The sequence below is a fragment of the Streptosporangium sp. NPDC020072 genome, from assembly GCF_040631445.1.
GTDB lineage: Bacteria > Actinomycetota > Actinomycetes > Streptosporangiales > Streptosporangiaceae > Streptosporangium.
This window is the reverse complement of record NZ_JBEYAB010000002.1, coordinates 290,014-306,570: the sequence shown is the minus strand read 5'-3', so window position 1 is coordinate 306,570 and position 16,557 is coordinate 290,014. Positions and strand designations below refer to the sequence as shown.

The window sequence follows — 16,557 nt, the reverse complement described above, 5'->3', positions numbered from 1 at the left end:
ACATGATGATCGACATCGGGCTGATCCGCCACAGCTGGCTGCTCGTCGCCCCCGTGGCCGAGAAGGTCACCATGCACTTCTACGGCAGGCTCTTCTCCGAGTATCCGCAGGTGAGAGAGATGTTCCCGCCCGCGATGGACGTGCAGCGCGACCGTCTGCTCAAGGCGCTGACCCAGGTGGTGCTCAGCCTGGAGAACGGTGAGCCGCTCGACGACTACCTCGGCCAGCTCGCCAGGGACCACCGCAAGTACGGCGTGCGCCCCGAGCACTACCCCGCGCTGGGCCACTGCCTGGTGGCCGCGATGCGGGCCAACGCCCACGGCGCCTGGCTGCCCGCCTACGACGAGGCGTGGATGAGCGCCTACCGCTACGTCGCCGAGGTGATGATCCAGGCCGCGGAACAGGACGCCGTCCACGCGCCGCCCTCCTGGATCGGCACGGTCGTCTCGCACGAGATGCGCACCCGGGACATCGCCGTGATCAACGTCGAGCCCGACCAGCCCTACCCCTTCAGGGCGGGTCAGTACGCCACCCTGCAGACCGGGCAGTGGCCCAAGGTGTGGCGGCCGTACTCGATCGCCAACGCGCCCAGGCACGACAACCGCCTGTCCTTCCACGTGCGGGCCGTGCCGGGCGGATGGGTCAGCACGGCGCTGGTCCGGCACACCCAGCCCGGCGACATCGTCCTGATCGGCCCGCCGAGGGGGACGTTCTCGCTGAACGACGCGCGCACCCCGCACCTGGTGTTCCTGGCGGGCGGCACCGGCCTCGCCCCGCTCAAGGCGCTCGTCGAGGAGTCGGCGTGGTCGCCGGAGCGCCCCTCCATCGACCTCTTCCACGGCGTACGGCACAGCTCCGAGGCCTACGACATGCACGACCTGCGGCGCCTGCGGGCACAGCACAAGCGTCTGCGGATCATCCAGGCCGTCTCCGACGAACCCGAGCACTGGCCGAGGCACACCGCGGTCGACGCCCTCGAATACCACCGGGTCATCCCCGACGGGGACGTCTACGTGTGCGGCTCGCCGGAGATGGTGCGCCACACGACCGCGCGGCTGCTGGCCATGGGGGTGCGCGGTGAACGCGTGCACAGCGAGTTCAGCGGGGAGGCCCCCAGCTTCGTGCCCTCATGACACACGGTCAAGGGCGGTGAGGGTCGTCTCGCGCGGATAGGGCGACAGCCGTACGGCGTGCTCCCGGTCCAGCTCGCCCGAGGCGACCCGGCGGCAGAGGTCGGCGACGGCGGCGATCTCCGCACGCTGGGCGACGACGAACCCGCGCCCGACCGGGTCGCCGTGGCCGGGAACGACCGTCGTCGCCGCCGTGGTCCCGGGCAGCCCGAGCAGCCCGTCGAGGGCGGCGGGCCACGCCAGGGGAGCGGCGTCCTCGTAGTCGGGCGGCGCGCCGTTCTCCACCAGGTCACCGGCGAAGACCACGTCCGCGTCAGGCACGTGGACCACGAGGTCGTTGCCGGAGTGGCCGGGACCGAAGTGGGCCAGCACGACCCTCCTGCCTCCGGCGACGAGTTCGGCCCCCGAGCTCACCAGGCGGTCGGGCAGCGCGATCTCCGTGCCCGCGATGTCGTCGGCGACGTCGTCCCGCCCCTGGTCGCGGTACCACCGCGCCCAGGTGTCCCTGGCCGCCGAACCGTTCGCCACCAGGTCGCCACGGCAGGCCTCGTGCGCCCAGACGGGGCAGTCGAGGAAGGCGCCCGTGCCGAAGCTGTGGTCGAAGTGCGAGTGGGTGATCACCACCGTCCACGGATCCGGGGTGATCCTCCGTACCTCGGCGGCCAGTTCGGCGCCCTGCCGGGCGTCGCCCCGCGTGTCGACCACCAGGCAGCCGCCGTCGCCGAGGACCAGCCCGACGGACAGGTCGAGCTCACTGTGCCGCCGCACCAGCACCCGGTCGGCGACCTCGATCCAACGTCCCTCCACGGACGGCATTCTCCCGTACGGCCCGCGCGGCCGGGCCGTACGGGAGGCTCATTTGTGCAGCATCACCCAGATGCCGAGGGCGACACCGCTCACGACGACCAGGAAACCGGCCACCGCGACGACCCAGCCGAGGGGACGTCCGCCGCCTCCGGCCGAGGTGGGCCGGGCGGCGGCCAGACCGGCCAGGGCGACGGAGAAGACCGCGACGAGCCCCGCGCCACCGGCCAGGGCGGCGACCAGGACCCGCCACAGGGCGTCGAGGTCGAGGTAGGCGTTCATCACACGGCCTCCTTGACCGGGGCGGGGGTGCGTCCGGTCCACTCGTCGTTGACGTTGGCGGCGTTCACCGTGCTGCGGCGGGAGGCGAGGTAGAGGCCGAGGCCGCCGAGCAGCGCGAGCAGGAAGACGACGGTCACCCCGCCCGCCCCGCCGATGAGGTCGGCGCCCTTCCACGCGACGGCGCCGACCAGGGCGGCGGCGGGCAGCGTCAGCAGCCACGCGGTGGCCATCTGACCGGCCACGTTCCAGCGCACCTCGGCCAGTCGCTTGCCGAGGCCGGAGCCGATCACCGACCCGGCGCACACGTGCGTCGTGGACAGCGGGAAGCCGAAGTGGGAGGAGGCGAAGATGACCGCCGCCGAGGACCCCTCCGCGGCGAAGCCCTGCGGCGTCTCGATCTCGGTGAGCCCCTTGCCGAGGGTACGGATGATCCGCCAGCCGCCGAGGTAGGTGCCCAGGGCGATGGCGCTCGCACTGCAGACGATCACCCACAGCGGCGGTCCCGCGTCCTTGCCGAGGGTGCCGTTGGCGATCAGGGCGAGGGTGATGATGCCCATGGTCTTCTGGGCGTCGTTGGTGCCGTGGGCGAGTGAGACGAGTGAGGCCGACCCGATCTGGCCGATCCTGAACCCTCTGCCGCGGATGTCCTCGGGAACGTTCCTGGTGATGACGTAGACCAGGAAGGTACCGATGGTCGCGACCAGGATGGCGGCCAGCGGCGCCAGGACGGCGGGGATCAGCACCTTGGAGACGATGCCGACCGCCTTCACGGCCGAGGGGCCCGCGGCGATCAGCGTCGCCCCGACGACTCCGCCGATCAGCGCGTGGGAGGAGCTGGAGGGGATGCCGAAGTACCAGGTGAGGAGGTTCCAGGCCAGACCGCCCACGAGTCCGGCGAAGACGACGGTGAGGGTGATGGCTCCGGCCTCGACGATGCCGGTCGCGATGGTCGCCGCGACGGCCAGGGAGAGGAAGGCGCCGAGGAAGTTGAGGATCGCCGAGAGCGCGACGGCGATCTTGGGGCGCAGGGCGCCGGTGGCGATGGAGGTCGCCATCGCGTTGGCCGTGTCGTGGAATCCGTTGGTGAAGTCGAAGGCCAGGGCGGTGGCCACCACGACTCCCAGCAGTACGGTGTTGGAGTCCATAACAGCTGTATTGACCTTTTAGGCGGCAATGACCCTTAAAGTCCGGCCTTAACTGGAAAATTCATTCTTTATATGCCTGCTTGTCCACGGGCCATGGAGGTCAGCCGCGCAGGTAGGTCACCACGGCCAGGACCCTGCGGTGGTCGTCCTCGGCGGGCGGCAGGTCGAGCTTGGTCAGGATGCTCCCGATGTGCTTGCCGACGGCGGCCTCGGAGATCACCAGCCCCCTGGCGATGGCCGCGTTGGAACGGCCCTCCGCCATCAGGGCCAGCACCTCCCGCTCACGCGGGGAGAGCCTGCCGAGCGGGTCACGGCGGCGGCGCAGCAACTGCCTGACCACCTCGGGGTCGACGACCGTGCCGCCGGAGGCGACGCCGTGCAGCGCGTCCACGAACTCCTCGACGTCGCCGACCCGGTCCTTGAGGAGATAGCCGACCCCGGTCCCGTCGCCGGAGTCGAGCAGCTCGCTGGCGTAGGTCTGCTCGACGTACTGGCTCAGCACCAGGACGGGCAGGCGGGGGTCGGCGGCGCGCAGCGCGACCGCGGCCCGCAGTCCCTCGTCGGTGAAGCCGGGCGGCATCCGCACGTCGGTGACCACGACGTCAGGGGTGTGTGCCCGTACCGCCTCGACGAGGCCGTCGGCGTCGCCGACCGAGGCGACCACCCGGTGCCCGAAGCGGGTCAGCAGCCCGGCGAGCCCCTCGCGCAGCAGGACGCCGTCCTCGGCGAGGACTATGTCGAGGGGTCGGTCGGTACGCAAGGGATCTCCACACGTAGCAGGGTAGGGCCCCCGGCGGGGCTGGAGAGCATGAGCCTGCCGTCGACGACGGAGACGCGGTCGGCCAGACCGGCCAGGCCGCTGCCCCTGGCGGGGTCGGCGCCGCCCGTGCCGTCGTCGCCGACCTCGACCACCAGGAGGCCGCCGTCGAGACGGCCCTCGACCCGGGCGTGGGCGGCGCCGCTGTGCCTGGCCACGTTGGCCAGCGCCTCGGAGACCACGAAGTAGGCGACCGACTCGACGGCCTCGGGCAGGCGCGGCAGCGTGACCGAGACGTCGACGGGTATCGGCGACCGGTCGGCCACGTCGGCGACGGCGGCGGGCAGGCCCCGGTCGGTGAGGATCTGCGGATGGATGCCCCTGATCAGGTCGCGGATCTCGGCCAGGGCCAGTTTCGCCTGGCCGTGGGCCCGCGCGACCAGCTCGGCGGTCTCCTCGCCCTCCGTCAGCCTGGCCATGCCGAGCGTCATGGTCAGCGCGACCAGCCGTTGCTGCGCGCCGTCGTGCAGGTCGCGTTCGATCCGGCGCCGCTCCGACTCGAAGGCCGCGACCAGCCGGGTCCTCGACCGGGTGATCTCGGCGAGCCGCCGTCCCGCGTCGATCTCCTTCGGCGACAGCATCGCCCTGGCCAGCGCGCCGTGGGCCAGGGCGAGCAGCGTCAGCGGGTACAGGGCCAGCAGGAGCCAGAGCGAGCCGATGGCGAGCGCGGCCATCGCCGACAGGTCGTTGTCGACCAGCCAGAACCTCAGCACCCTGACGTCTCCCGTCTGCGAGCGCAGGGCGGGGGTCAGGACCATCGTGGCGGGCATGCCCAGGCCGAAGGTCACCGCCAGCAGCTCGATCGGCCACAGCACCGTGACCATCAGGACCAGGTAGCCGAGCTCCCGCCAGGTGGCCTGTTCCCGCAGCCGCAACCGCAGCCACGCGACGACCCCCGAGGACTCCGCGGCGCGGTGCGGGGTCGGGGCCGGGTCCGGATCGATGATCCGCAGCCTGCGGCGTTCGAGCGCGGCCACGGGTATGCCGCCGAGGGCGAGCACGAGCAGCAGCGGCACGCCGATCAGCACCGCGGCCAGGACGGTCCCGGTGAACAGGCCCAGCAGGAAGACCACCAGGACGACCTCGCCGACGAGCACGCCGGTGACCAGGTAGGCGAGCGAGCGCCACGGCCAGGAGGTCAGCACCAGGTCCCACCGGGTGAGGGCCCGCCACGCCGCCGATGACTGCATCCGACGACACTACGTCCCCGGAGCGGAGGCCCCCAGGAGAGCAACCCCACTTATAGGGGTATAGCCAGATATACCCGGAAAACTAGGCTTTGGCGTCCTGTGTCCACGACCCCGGCGACGGTGTCATGGGGGCCATGAACCAGACAGCCGTACGCCCGGACCTGCGGGCCTTCATGTCGGCCGCGCTGCGCAGACAGCACGTCGTCGGCGCGATCGCGCCGAGTTCCCCCGTCCTGGGCAGGGCGCTCAGCGCGGTGGTCCCCACGGGGAACGCGTCGGTCGTGGTCGAGCTTGGCCCCGGCACCGGCCCGATCAGCGAGGTCATCCACGCACGGCTGGCCCCCGGCTCCCGCCACCTGGCCGTCGAGATCGACCCCGACCTCGCCGCGCACCTGCGCAGGACCAGGCCGTGGATGGAGACCCTGTACGGCGACGCCGCCGACCTGGGCACCCTGCTGGCCAAGGCGGGGGTCGAGCGGGTGGACGCGGTCGTCAGCACGCTGCCGTGGTCGTTCTTCCCCGGCGACGTGCAGGAGCGCATCCTCGGCCAGATCAGCGGGGCCCTCGCCCCGGGCGGGGCGTTCACGACCGTGACCTACCTGCACGCGCTGCCGCTGGCCGGGGCGAGGGCGCTGCGCCGGCGGCTGCGCGCGGTCTTCGACGAGGTGCTGATCACCGGGCCCGTCTGGCGGAACATCCCGCCGGGGATCGCGTACGTGTGCCGCAGGCCGGTCGACGCGGCCCCCTGAACGTCAGGCCAGCACGCGGCCGACCATCCGGGCGTACATCCGCCCCGGGCTGGGCACCGAGGGCGGGTTGAGGAAGCCGGGAAGCATCGGCGGGTTCACGGCGAAGGGCTGCAGCCGTTCGTAGAGGACGTCGGCCCCTGGGGGACGCCGTTCGGGGTCCTTCTCCAGCAGGTCCTGGATCAGCCGGTTCAGCTCGGCGGGGACGCCGCCGACGGGGGGCGGGCGCTCCTTCACCTGGCGCTCGAACACGGCGTACTCCGTCGGGCCGGTGAACAACTGCTCGCCCGTCAGCATCTCGTGGATCACACAGCCCAGGGCGTACAGGTCGCTGCGGGGCCCGACGATCCCGCTCTGGATCTGCTCAGGGGCCATGTAGGCGGGCGTCCCGAGGATCTGCCCAACCCGGGTGAACTGGGCCGAACCGGTCTCACGGAGCACGGCCAGCCCGAAGTCCAGCACCTTGACGCTGCCGTCGGGGCAGAGCATCAGATTGGTCGGCTTGAGGTCGCGGTGGTAGATGCTCAGCGCGTGGGCCGCGACCAGCACCGCGCAGGCCTGCGCGGCTATCGTGGCGGCCCAGGGAACCGGCAGCGGGCCGTGCTCGCTGAGCAGGTCGGCCACGGTGACGCCCGCAATGAACTGCATCACCTGGAACAGCCGGTGGTCGAAGGTGCCGAAGTCGTACAGGACGGGCGCGCCGGGATGCTCCAGCCTGGCCAGGATGCGCGCCTCACGCAGGAAGCGCCGCTTCATCTCCTCGTCAGGACCCGTGACGAGCCGCAGGAACTTCACGGCGACCCTGCGGTCGAGATGCCTGTCGTGCCCCGCGTAGACGGCGCTCATGCCGCCCTGGCCGAGCGGGAGGTCGTCGAGCACGTACCGGTCGCCGATGACCATCCGGTCCTCCAAGCCCGCGGAACATCACACTCCTTGGTCGCACGGCCGCAGATGACCGTCGACCAGTCCGTCAAAGCCTAACCGGATCAAGGTTTCCCCCAGCGCCGCCGTCTCGCGCAATCTGTCCTCAAGGGCGAACAGCTCACGGAAGGCGGCGCCGTAACGGCGCTGCTCAACCAGGGGAAGCATCGGCACCCTGGCCCGCCGTACGTCGAGGCGGCTTGAGCTGGGATGGATTCGCGCCGCGTCCGCCGAACGGAGGAAACCGGCGAGGAAGTCCGCGTCGAGCCGCTCGGGATCGACCCGGTAGAGCGTGAGCTGCGGGCCGAGCGCGGCCCCGCCGTGCGTGACCACCCGCACCGCGCCCATGACGGTCGTCACGACGTCTCCGGGCGTGACCATGACCGGCGCCGGGTCAGGGGTCGTCCTGCCGGAGGGGGCGGTGCCCAGGGCGGCGTCCTCCGCGGTCAGCACCGGCAGCGGGCCCTTCTCGACGGACATCTTCGGCGGGGCCTGCAGGATCGTGATCAGGCCCGCCTTGACCAGCTCGCCCACGGTGGTCGTCGGCAGGTCCTGCCGTTCGGTGAGCGGTTCGAGGGCGAAGGGCGCGCCGGAGAGCCTCGCCGAGGTGCCCCTGAAGCGGTCGAGCGCCCCGGTGAAGTCACGCAGGAAGTCGGGGCCGCCCTGCTGGGGGCGGACGCGCGCCAGGCTGAGGTCCACCTCGTCGTCCAGCAGGTCGATGATCCGCACCGTACGGCTCTCGCCGGTCATCTCGGCCTCTGGGTCGTCGCAGTAGGCCCGCCAGGCGGGTTCGACGACCGACAGGTTCTCACTGGCGTCGACCACCAGAAGCTGGGAGGGGGGCCTCTCCCCGTCGGGACGGCGCAGCAGCCACAGGTCGGGGCCGCCCGCGCCCAGCGTGACCACCGCACGCAGCGCCCCGGCGCGCAGCAGGTTGCCCCTGATCCGCTTGCCGGGACGGCGGCTCGCCGCGGCGGCGGGCATCAGGATCGCCACCAGGCCGCCGGGCCGTACGCGGGCGAGGCAGTGCTGCACCCAGGCCAGCTCGGACTCCCCGCGCGGCGGCAGGCCGTACTCCCAGCGGGGGTCGCCGGTGAGCTCCTCGTAACCCCAGGCGCGCTCGTTGAACGGCGGGTCGCAGACCACGGCGTCGGCGGGCTCGTCCGACAGGCCGTCCTCGCGGAGCGAGTCACCCGCGACGATCCGCGCCCTCGTCCCCCGCAGCAGCAGCCTGACCGCGGTGAGCAGCGCGTTCGTCTCGTTGATCTCCTGGCCGAGGGCGTTCTCCGCGTGCAGCAGAAGGGTCCCGACCCCGCAGGCCGGGTCCAGCACCGTTCCGCCGTCCTGCACGGCCAGCCGGTGCATGAGCGCGGCGACGTCGTCCCTGGTGACCGAGAGCCTGCGGGAGTGGGCCTCGACGTAGCGCTCGCAGAGGAACTCGAAGGCGGGCAGCGGCCCGAGCTCGGCGGCCAGTTCGGCGACCAGGCGCAGCAGCGCGGGGTCGTCGACGCGTGCCGGGACGCCGGGCAGGTCGGCGGTCACCTCGGCGATCCGGGACAGGGCGCGTCTGCCCTGCTCACGCCAGGCCCGGGGCTCACGGTGCAGGAACAGCAGGAAGGCCCCGGCGCCGCCGACCAGGTCGCCGAGGCGCAGGTCGTCGGCCGAGGTGCGCAGCCGCTGCCAGACCAGGTCACCGAGGGAGACCTCGAAGGTCTTGCCGTTACGGCGCAACCAAGCGGCGATCTCGGGCAGGGAGTAGAGCGGGCTGGAGGTGGTTCCGCCGACCGGCTGGGGGAAGTCGTCGTGGCGGCGGCGCCAGTTGCTGACCGCGGCACGGCCGACGGAGGCGAGCCGGGCGATGTCGCCCGCGTTCACCGTGATCTCCTGGCTCTCCTCCATACTGGGCCAGAGTAGTTCACTGTGCCGCAGCGGTCTACAACAGCTTTGCTTGTGAAGTGCTTCAACCAATGATTTACTGCCTTCATGGCACTGAACGAAGCACCGGCACTGCGCTATGCCGCCCGCTCGGATGTCGGCGTCCGCCGTGAGGCGAACGAGGACTCGGGCTACGCGAGCGCGCGCCTGCTGGCCATAGCGGACGGCATGGGCGGTCACGCCGGCGGGGAGGTCGCCAGCTCCCTGGCCGTCACGGCCCTGGCGGCACTGGACGACAGTCTCCCGCAAAGTGGCGTCGATCTGGTGACCACCATCAAGAACACCGCGCGGGACGTCAACCACGCGCTGAGGGAGAGGAGCGAGCAGGACCCCACCCTGCGGGGGATGGGAACCACATTCACCGCCATGCTCTGGGACGGCGCCTCCTTCGCGCTGGCCCACGTCGGCGACTCCCGCGCCTACATGCTGCGCGAGGGCGCCCTCTACCAGATCACCCACGACCACACCCTGGTCCAGTCGCTGGTCGACGACGGGCGGATCACTCCGGAGCAGGCGGCCGAGCACCCACGCCGCTCCATGGTGCTACGGGTCCTTGAGGGCACCGGAGACGGCGAGCTCGACCTGTCGTTGCGCGAGGCCAAGGTCGGCGACCGCTACCTGCTGTGCTCGGACGGCCTGACCGCCGTGGTCGGCCCGGAGACCCTGTTCAACACGCTGACCGACATCGGCGACCCCGACGAGGCGGCCAGATGGCTCATCGACCTGGCCAACCGGGGTGGCGGGCCCGACAACATCACCTGTGTCGTGGCCGACTTCGGCGCCCACCCCGCCTCCGCGAACCGGTTCGTCGTCGGCGCCGCGGCGGAGCGAAGACTGTCCCTGTGACCGGTACGGCGGGCGGATCGGAGGCCGGCCCGCCGTACCGGACCTGGCACTACCAGGTCCTGCCGGTGATGCGCTCGTAGGCCTCGATGTAGCGGGCCCTGGTGATCTCGACGACCTCCTCGGGCACCTCGGGGGCGGGCCCCTTCTTGTCCCAGCCGCTGTTCGCCGCCCAGTCGCGGACGAACTGCTTGTCGTAGGAGAACTGCGGGCGTCCCGGCTCCCACTGGTCGGCGGGCCAGAACCGCGAGGAGTCCGAGGTGAGCACCTCGTCGCCGAGCACCAGCGTGCCCTCGGCGTCCCGGCCGAGCTCGATCTTCGTGTCCGCGATGATCACACCGCGCTCGCGTGCCAGCTCCGCGCCGCGCCGGTAGACCTCAAGGGTGATCCGGCGCAGCTCCTGGGCGGTCTCCGCGCCCTCCCGGGCCACCACCTCGTCGAAGGTGATGAACTCGTCGTGCTGCCCGAGCGGCGCCTTCGTGGTCGGCGTGAAGATCGGCTCGGGGAGCCTGGAGCCCTCGACCAGGCCGGGCGGCAGCTCGACCCCGGAGACCGCGCCGGTCGCCTGGTACTCCTTCAGGCCCGAGCCGGTGAGGTAACCCCTGGCGATGCACTCGACCTGCACCATCTCCAGCCGCCTGCACCGTACGGCCCGGCCCTCGAACTCGTCGGGCACCTCGGTGGCGGAGATGACGTGGTTGGGCACGACGTCGGCGAGCTGCTCGAACCACCACAGCGAGAGCTGGGTGAGGATCCTTCCCTTGTCGGGGATGGGCGTGGGCAGGATCACGTCGTAGACCGAGACCCGGTCGGAGGCGACCAGGATGATGTCGCCCCGGTCCTCGTAGACGTCGCGGACCTTCCCTGAGTGGAGAAGCTTCACTGTTCCCTAATCCCCTGAGATCGCTCGGCACGATGGCCGCGATGGCGGCACCGCCCGCTGGTTGACACGTGTCCGCCCGGCCCGGTGGGAGGCTGATCGGCACCAACAGCGTAGTCGCAGGGGTGAGAACCGGGGCGGCGGGCCTTGCGCGCCCCGGCCTCGGGGCCTCAGGCGGGCCGCGTGATCATGATGGCCAGCCCGACGAGGATCACGACGGGGATGAGCCACACGATCGCCTCGATGGCGAACTCCTTGTACACGACGGACATCCCTTCGAGGGTGACGATCGTTGCGGGAACGCTGAGCACCGACGATAGCGCCTGCCCCGCGCCGCGACCAGAACCCTCGGAAGGCCGTCAGGAGGGGTCTCAGGAGGGAATCGCCGAGCCGACGACGACCGGTTCCTCGGAGCCGGGTCCCTCGACGACCTCGGCCACCACACAGGTGATGTTGTCCGGGCCGCCCGCCTCGCAGGCCAGCTCGATGAGCTGCCGCGTCACCTCGGAGAGGTCGTCGACCTCGGCCAGCACGTGGCGCAGCCGTTCGGCCTCGACGACCCCGGACAGGCCGTCCGAGCACAGCAGGTAGCGGTCGCCGACCTCGGCGTCCCGCAGCGACAGGTCGGGGTCGGCGTTGTCGCCGCCGTCGAGGACCTGCAGCAGGATCGACCGGTGCGGGTGCCTGGCGGCCTCCTCCGGGGTGATCCGGCCGTCGTCGAGCAGCGTCTGCACCAGGGTGTGGTCGTAGGTGATCTGGTAGAGGTCGCCGTTGCGCAGCAGGTAGGCGCGGGAGTCGCCGATGTGGGCCAGGGCCACCCGGGGGCCGTCCCAGAGCATCATCGTCAGCGTCGTGCCCATCCCGGTGAGGGACGGGTCCTGCTCGACGAGCTCGCGCAGGCGCTGGTTGGCCCTGCGTATCCCGGCCTCGGCCGCGGCCGCCAGGTCGGCGGAACACTCGTGGTCCAGGTAGGCGACCGCGGCGATCGCCGCCGAACTGGCGACCTCCCCGCCCACGTGGCCGCCCATGCCGTCGGCGACGGCGAGCAGCCGGGCGCCGGCGTACCCGGCGTCCTCGTTGCCCTGGCGGACACGGCCGACGTCGGAACCGGCTGCGTAGCGGAGCGTGATCATCTGCACACCACTGGAAGGTCGAGTTGCACGAGCGGGTCGCTTTCGGGCGGTGGAATCGGCACGGTCGAACCGAGATGTTCCACAATCCACTTAACACCATGGTGGCGCAAGCGGCCTGTGGAAGTGTCGTCACATCCTTTGGGGGTCACCGTGGCGCGTAAGCTGTTTCGGCTCCCCGCACACGTTGCCGGGAGCCCCACCACCCCGGACGGCGAGGAGCTGAGGAAATGACCGCGGTCACGCAGGAGGCGGGGCGGCGCCGTACGTTCGCGGTGATCAGCCACCCCGACGCGGGAAAGTCCACGATGACGGAGGCGCTCGCGCTGCACGCCTCGGCGATCAGTGAGGCCGGTGCCGTGCACGGCAAGGCCGGCAGGCGTGGCGTCACCTCCGACTGGATGGACATGGAGAAGGCCAGGGGCATCTCCATCACCTCGGCGGCCCTGCGGTTCGAGTACCGCGGCCACATGTTCAACCTGGTCGACACCCCGGGCCACGCCGACTTCTCCGAGGACACCTACCGGGTGCTGGCCGCCGTCGACTGCGCGGTCATGCTGCTCGACGCGGCCAAGGGCATGGAGCCGCAGACCCTGAAGCTGTTCGAGGTCTGCCGCCACCGGCGCATCCCGGTCATCACGTTCGTCAACAAGTGGGACCGTCCCGGCAGGGAGGCCCTTGAGCTGCTCGACGAGATCCAGGAGAAGACCGGCCTGCGGCCGACCCCGATCACCTGGCCGATCGGCACCGGTGGCTTCTTCCACGGGGTGATCGACCGCGTCGCCGAGCAGGCGGTCCGCTACACCCGGACCCCCGGTGGGGCGACCAAGGCCATCGAGACCCTGCTGACCCCCGAGCTGGCCACGGCCGAACTCGGCGAGGACTGGGAGCGGGCCAGGGACGAGGCCGACCTGCTGTCGGCGATCGGCTCCGACCACGACCAGAAGGCCTTCGAGGCCCACGAGTCGACCCCGGTGCTGTTCGGCGCCGCGCTGAACAACTTCGGCGTCGGCCGCCTGCTCGACGCCATGGTGGACATCGCCCCGGCCCCGGCGCCCCGCCCTGACGTCAAGGACGACCCCCGCCCGCTCGACAAGCCGTTCTCCGGCCTGGTCTTCAAGGTGCAGGCCAACATGGACCCCTCGCACCGCGACCGGATCGCCTTCGTCCGGGTCTGCTCGGGGCGCTTCGAGCGCGGCATGGTGCTGACCCACGCGGCGACGGGCCGTCCCTTCGCGACCAAGTACGCCCAGTCGGTCTTCGGCCAGGAGCGCGCCACCATCGACGAGGCCTTCCCCGGCGATGTGGTCGGCCTGGTGAACGCCACCGCCCTGCGCCCGGGGGACACGCTCTACGACGGCGTCCCCGTGGAGTTCCCCAAGATCCCCAGCTTCGCGCCCGAGCACTTCTGGACCGCCCGGTGCCGTGATTCGAGCAGGGCCAAGCAGTTCCGCAAGGGCATCGACCAGATGGAGGCCGAGGGCGTCGTCCAGGTCCTGCGCTCCGACATCAGAGGAGACCAGTCGCCGGTGCTCGCCGCCGTCGGCCCGATGCAGTTCGACGTGGTCAAGCACCGCCTGGCGGGGGAGTTCAACACCGAGATCGTCATGGACAGGCTCGACTACAGCCTGGCCAGGATCACCGACGCCGAGTCCGCGCCCATCCTGGCCCGTCAGCGGGGTGTCGAGGTCCTCACCCGGGCGATCGACGGAGAGCTGCTCGCGCTGTTCAGCGACGAGTGGCGCATGCGCGGCGTGCTGCGCGACCACCCGAACCTCGTGCTCAAGGCCCTGCTCGCCGACACCCGGGGCTGAGCCGTCCTACGAGCCGCCGAAACGGCCCCGGGTCTCGATGGATCACATCGGGCGCGCCGGGGCCGCTGAAGGCCGCTGGAGGCGGGCGTAGGGGCCCTCTGTCGCGCCGCCTATCGGAGAATGGGCGACACTGTCCGCGCCTAGTGCGATATATCCCCACAAGACGGCCAAATGGGGCATCCTTATCGCCGGAGCGCCTGTCCACCGGGGGGGTAGGGCGGTGGCTCGCGTGCCGTGCGACGGCGGCCGTGTGACAGAGGGAAGCAGATGTTCGGAATCGTCCGTCCGTGCCGCCACGGGATGTGCAACGGGTTGTTCAAGGAGTGGATGGCGCACCTGTGCGGGCTCTGCCTGGCGCTGCGTGACGAGCACGGCCACCTCTCCCGGCTGGTCACCAACTACGACGGCCTGCTCGTCTCGGTGCTCACCGAGGCCCAGGCCGTCTCCTCCTCCCCGCACCGCAGGGCCGCGGCGTGCGCGCTGCGCGGCTTCAAGGGCGCCGACGTCGTCGAGGCCCAGCAGGGGGTACGGCTCGCGGCGGCGGTCTCGCTGATCCTGGCCGCGGGCAAGATCGGGGACCACGTCGCGGACGGGGACGGCGCCTACGCGCGCAGGCCGGTCGCGGCCGTCGCGGGCCGGGTCGCCACCCGCTGGTCCGCGGCGGGCTCGGGTACGGCCGTCGCGGTCGGCTTCGACCCCGAGGTCCTGGTCAGGGCGGTGGCGGAGCAGACCAGGCTGGAGGGCGTGCCGGGGCTGCGGCTGCTCGAACTGACCGCCCCGACCGAGGAGGCCGTCGCCGCCGCCTTCGGGCACACCGCCCTGCTCACCGGCAAGCCGCACAACCAGGAGGCGCTGCGGGAGGCGGGGCGCCACTTCGGCCGCCTGGCCCACCTGCTCGACGCGGTCGAGGATCTGACCGAGGACCGTGCCCGGGGCGCCTACAACCCGCTGATCGCCTCGGGGACCGGCCTGACCGAGGCCCGGCGCCACTGCGACGACGCGCTGCTCGGGCTGCGCCTCGCGGTCGCCGAACTCGACCTGGAACGGCGGACCCTGGTCAGGGCGCTGCTGGTCAGGGAGACCGCCCGCTCCGTCGAACGGACCTTCGCCCTGGCCGGGCAGCGGGGGAGACCGGGTCACAAGGACCCCAAGACCCCGCACCACGACCGGCCCCGCGACCCGCGGCTCAAGCCCGACCCCGGCGGCCTGCTGTCGGTGATGTGCGCGGCGATGGCCTGCTGCACCTGTGGCCTGTACCGGCCCCCGTGGGATGAGGACCGGTACAAGTCATGCGGTGAGCGGTGCGACGCCAGCGGCTGCGACTGCTGCGGGAACTGCGGCGACTGCGGAAGCTGCTGTGACTGCTGTGGCGGCGACGGGTGCTGCGGCGACGGCTGCGGTTGCGACTGCGGCTGCTGACGGAGCGCTCAGGACTCCCCGGTCAGCCTGGCCGATCCCAGCGACGCGTTGGCGATGATCCTGGCCGCGGTCTGCGTCGAGGAACTCGTGGTCAGCTCGGTCAGGCTCGCCCTGTTGAGCGCGTAGACCACGAACTCGTAGGTGTTGACGGTCCTGGGCGAGCAGGGGCCCTGGTAGCCGTACAGGCTGGCGCTGCCGCGGTAGTAGACCTGCCTGGCCCCCGAGGGGACCGTGGGCCGGTAGGCGTGATCGACGTTCTGCGGGAGCGAGGTCACGCTCACCGGGATGTCGTAGATGACCCAGTGGATGAGGTTGTTGTTGTCGAGGTCGCGCATGACGAGTGCGTAGCTGCGCGCGGCGGTGGGCGCGCCCGCCCACGTCAGCGGCGGGGACTCGTTGTGCTGGCGCGGGTCGTTGCCGCCGCTGGTGCACTCGTGGACCTTCGGGATCGTCCCGCCCTCGGTGAAGGCGGCGCTGGTCAGGGCGAACGCGGCGTGGCCGGCCGTGTCCGCGCTCGACGGGGCGGCCGTGGCGACCGAGGAGGTGACGGTCAGTGCGGCGAGCAGGGCGTACGAGGCGGCTCGTTTGATGGTCACGGGGGGCTCCTGGAAGGTTGGGTCGTGGTGCTCCCGCCGGTGTCCTCTCGGATTCTCCGAGGTTTACCGATATTACTGACACAGCTTACAAATCACTGTTTTTCCCCGCCATCACCGCGTTGTCGCCTTTTTCCGCCTGGCGTCGTCTATGTCGTGAAAAGGCTGGTGAGGGTGGTGGACGATGAGCCCGCGGCCGGTTTTCCGGCGCCCCCCGCATCCCCGGGGCGGCCCGTGCACAGCCCCTCTCCCCGTACGGCCCCGCCCGACCGCTAGACCCGGCGCCAGTCGTGGCGCTCCAGGAAGGAACGGCCCCCCTCGGCGTACTCGACGAAGGCCTCCCGCACCGCGCCGATCTCCGGGACGTGGGTGCGGACCATCACGTCCCGCGCGCTGTCCTTGTACTCCAGCTCGTATCCGGTGATCTCCGGAGACGACTGGACGAAGTGCTCACCGAAGACGACCAGCGCCGTGAACGGGTTCTGCGGCGACATCGTGGCGACCGCGTCCCCGACGAGCCGCAGGTCGGGATCGACGACGATCATGCCGTCCCCGGTGCGCAGCTGCATGCCGGGATAGGCGCCCAGCGGGGCCAGGTTGTGCACCAGCCCGCGTTGCGGGTCGTAACAGACCAGCCCGCACTCACGGGCCAGGGCGAAGGCCTCGCCCGCGACCTCGTCGGAGCGTTCGAGGTCCACGGTGAGCAGGGCGTAAGCCGGGGAGTCGCCGAAGGACACGGCCTCGGGGAACGCGGCGGTGAACTCGGCCACCCCGGGATGAGGCCGTACGGCCCGGGTGTCGCCCTCGCGCAGCGCCCGCAGGACCTCGGCCGCGCGCTCGGCGGTGATCGGCTCGGGTTCGTGCCAGACGGCCAGTTCGAAACTCATGACCCCATCGTCTCGCGGACG

General features: G+C 71.4%; 16 protein-coding genes. 5 read left to right on the top strand and 11 right to left on the bottom strand.

Annotated elements, in window-relative coordinates:
• The first annotated feature begins 2 nt into the window (after nt 1-2).
• Entirely contained in the window at nt 3-1,133 is a 1,131-nt protein-coding gene (locus ABZ470_RS04690) for a globin domain-containing protein (RefSeq protein WP_362909947.1), read from the top strand.
• Here ABZ470_RS04690 and ABZ470_RS04685 read toward each other — a convergent pair.
• From ABZ470_RS04685 to ABZ470_RS04665, 5 genes are all read right to left on the bottom strand, one after another.
• Nucleotides 1,128-1,946 carry an MBL fold metallo-hydrolase gene (locus ABZ470_RS04685; RefSeq protein ID WP_362909945.1) on the bottom strand — a complete coding sequence of 273 codons (819 nt, stop codon included), beginning with the start codon at nt 1,944-1,946 and terminating at the stop codon, nt 1,128-1,130. The two genes, ABZ470_RS04690 and ABZ470_RS04685, sit on opposite strands and share 6 nt — an antisense overlap.
• Before the next feature lie 39 nt (nt 1,947-1,985).
• Entirely contained in the window at nt 1,986-2,216 is a 231-nt protein-coding gene (locus ABZ470_RS04680) for a hypothetical protein (RefSeq protein WP_362777205.1), read from the bottom strand.
• Nucleotides 2,216-3,361: an inorganic phosphate transporter gene (locus ABZ470_RS04675; RefSeq protein WP_362909943.1), complete on the bottom strand. Its 1,146-nt coding sequence runs from the start codon at nt 3,359-3,361 to the stop codon at nt 2,216-2,218. Before ABZ470_RS04675 ends, ABZ470_RS04680 begins: the two co-directional genes overlap by 1 nt.
• Nucleotides 3,362-3,461: 100 nt before the next feature.
• Nucleotides 3,462-4,121: a response regulator transcription factor gene (locus tag ABZ470_RS04670; protein WP_362777202.1), complete on the bottom strand. Its 660-nt coding sequence runs from the start codon at nt 4,119-4,121 to the stop codon at nt 3,462-3,464.
• Nucleotides 4,094-5,368 carry a sensor domain-containing protein gene (locus tag ABZ470_RS04665; RefSeq protein ID WP_352009735.1) on the bottom strand — a complete coding sequence of 425 codons (1,275 nt, stop codon included), beginning with the start codon at nt 5,366-5,368 and terminating at the stop codon, nt 4,094-4,096. The genes ABZ470_RS04670 and ABZ470_RS04665 overlap by 28 nt, the downstream gene beginning before the upstream one ends.
• A 134-nt stretch (nt 5,369-5,502) precedes the next feature.
• Between ABZ470_RS04665 and ABZ470_RS04660 the strand changes: the two genes are divergently transcribed.
• Complete coding sequence (locus ABZ470_RS04660; protein WP_352009734.1) at nt 5,503-6,117, top strand: NAD-binding protein; 615 nt, start codon at nt 5,503-5,505, stop codon at nt 6,115-6,117.
• 3 nt (nt 6,118-6,120) lie between these two features.
• Here ABZ470_RS04660 and ABZ470_RS04655 read toward each other — a convergent pair whose 3' ends face one another.
• Both ABZ470_RS04655 and ABZ470_RS04650 read right to left on the bottom strand, forming a co-directional pair.
• Nucleotides 6,121-7,014, bottom strand: a complete 894-nt coding sequence (locus tag ABZ470_RS04655; RefSeq protein ID WP_362909941.1) for a serine/threonine-protein kinase — start codon at nt 7,012-7,014, stop codon at nt 6,121-6,123.
• Nucleotides 7,015-7,038: 24 nt separating this feature from the next.
• Nucleotides 7,039-8,934 carry an N-6 DNA methylase gene (locus ABZ470_RS04650; protein WP_362909939.1) on the bottom strand — a complete coding sequence of 632 codons (1,896 nt, stop codon included), beginning with the start codon at nt 8,932-8,934 and terminating at the stop codon, nt 7,039-7,041.
• 84 nt (nt 8,935-9,018) lie between these two features.
• Here ABZ470_RS04650 and ABZ470_RS04645 point away from each other — a divergent pair, with 84 nt between their 5' ends.
• On the top strand, nt 9,019-9,816 hold the full coding sequence (locus tag ABZ470_RS04645) for a protein phosphatase 2C domain-containing protein (RefSeq protein WP_352009731.1): 798 nt from the start codon (nt 9,019-9,021) through the stop codon (nt 9,814-9,816).
• 49 nt (nt 9,817-9,865) lie between these two features.
• Here the strand turns inward: ABZ470_RS04645 and ABZ470_RS04640 are convergent, their stop codons facing one another.
• On the bottom strand, nt 9,866-10,696 hold the full coding sequence (locus tag ABZ470_RS04640; RefSeq protein ID WP_352009730.1) for a phosphoribosylaminoimidazolesuccinocarboxamide synthase: 831 nt from the start codon (nt 10,694-10,696) through the stop codon (nt 9,866-9,868).
• Between the two features lie 368 nt (nt 10,697-11,064).
• Nucleotides 11,065-11,826, bottom strand: coding sequence for a protein phosphatase 2C domain-containing protein (locus tag ABZ470_RS04635; RefSeq protein ID WP_362909936.1), 762 nt, complete (start codon nt 11,824-11,826; stop codon nt 11,065-11,067).
• A 227-nt stretch (nt 11,827-12,053) separates the two neighbouring features.
• On the opposite strand from ABZ470_RS04635, the gene ABZ470_RS04630 reads away from it, so the two are divergent.
• The gene (locus tag ABZ470_RS04630) at nt 12,054-13,637 is read left to right on the top strand and encodes a peptide chain release factor 3 (RefSeq protein ID WP_352009728.1); all 1,584 of its coding nucleotides are present in this window, start codon (nt 12,054-12,056) and stop codon (nt 13,635-13,637) included.
• Nucleotides 13,638-13,904: 267 nt separating this feature from the next.
• Nucleotides 13,905-15,056, top strand: coding sequence for a DUF5685 family protein (locus ABZ470_RS04625; protein ID WP_362909933.1), 1,152 nt, complete (start codon nt 13,905-13,907; stop codon nt 15,054-15,056).
• A gap of 8 nt (nt 15,057-15,064) precedes the next feature.
• On the opposite strand, the gene ABZ470_RS04620 is transcribed toward ABZ470_RS04625, so the two are convergent.
• The gene (locus ABZ470_RS04620; protein WP_362909931.1) at nt 15,065-15,652 is read right to left on the bottom strand and encodes a YbhB/YbcL family Raf kinase inhibitor-like protein; all 588 of its coding nucleotides are present in this window, start codon (nt 15,650-15,652) and stop codon (nt 15,065-15,067) included.
• A 269-nt stretch (nt 15,653-15,921) separates the two neighbouring features.
• Complete coding sequence (locus ABZ470_RS04615) at nt 15,922-16,536, bottom strand: hypothetical protein (RefSeq protein WP_362777186.1); 615 nt, start codon at nt 16,534-16,536, stop codon at nt 15,922-15,924.
• Between the last annotated feature and the right edge of the window lie 21 nt (nt 16,537-16,557).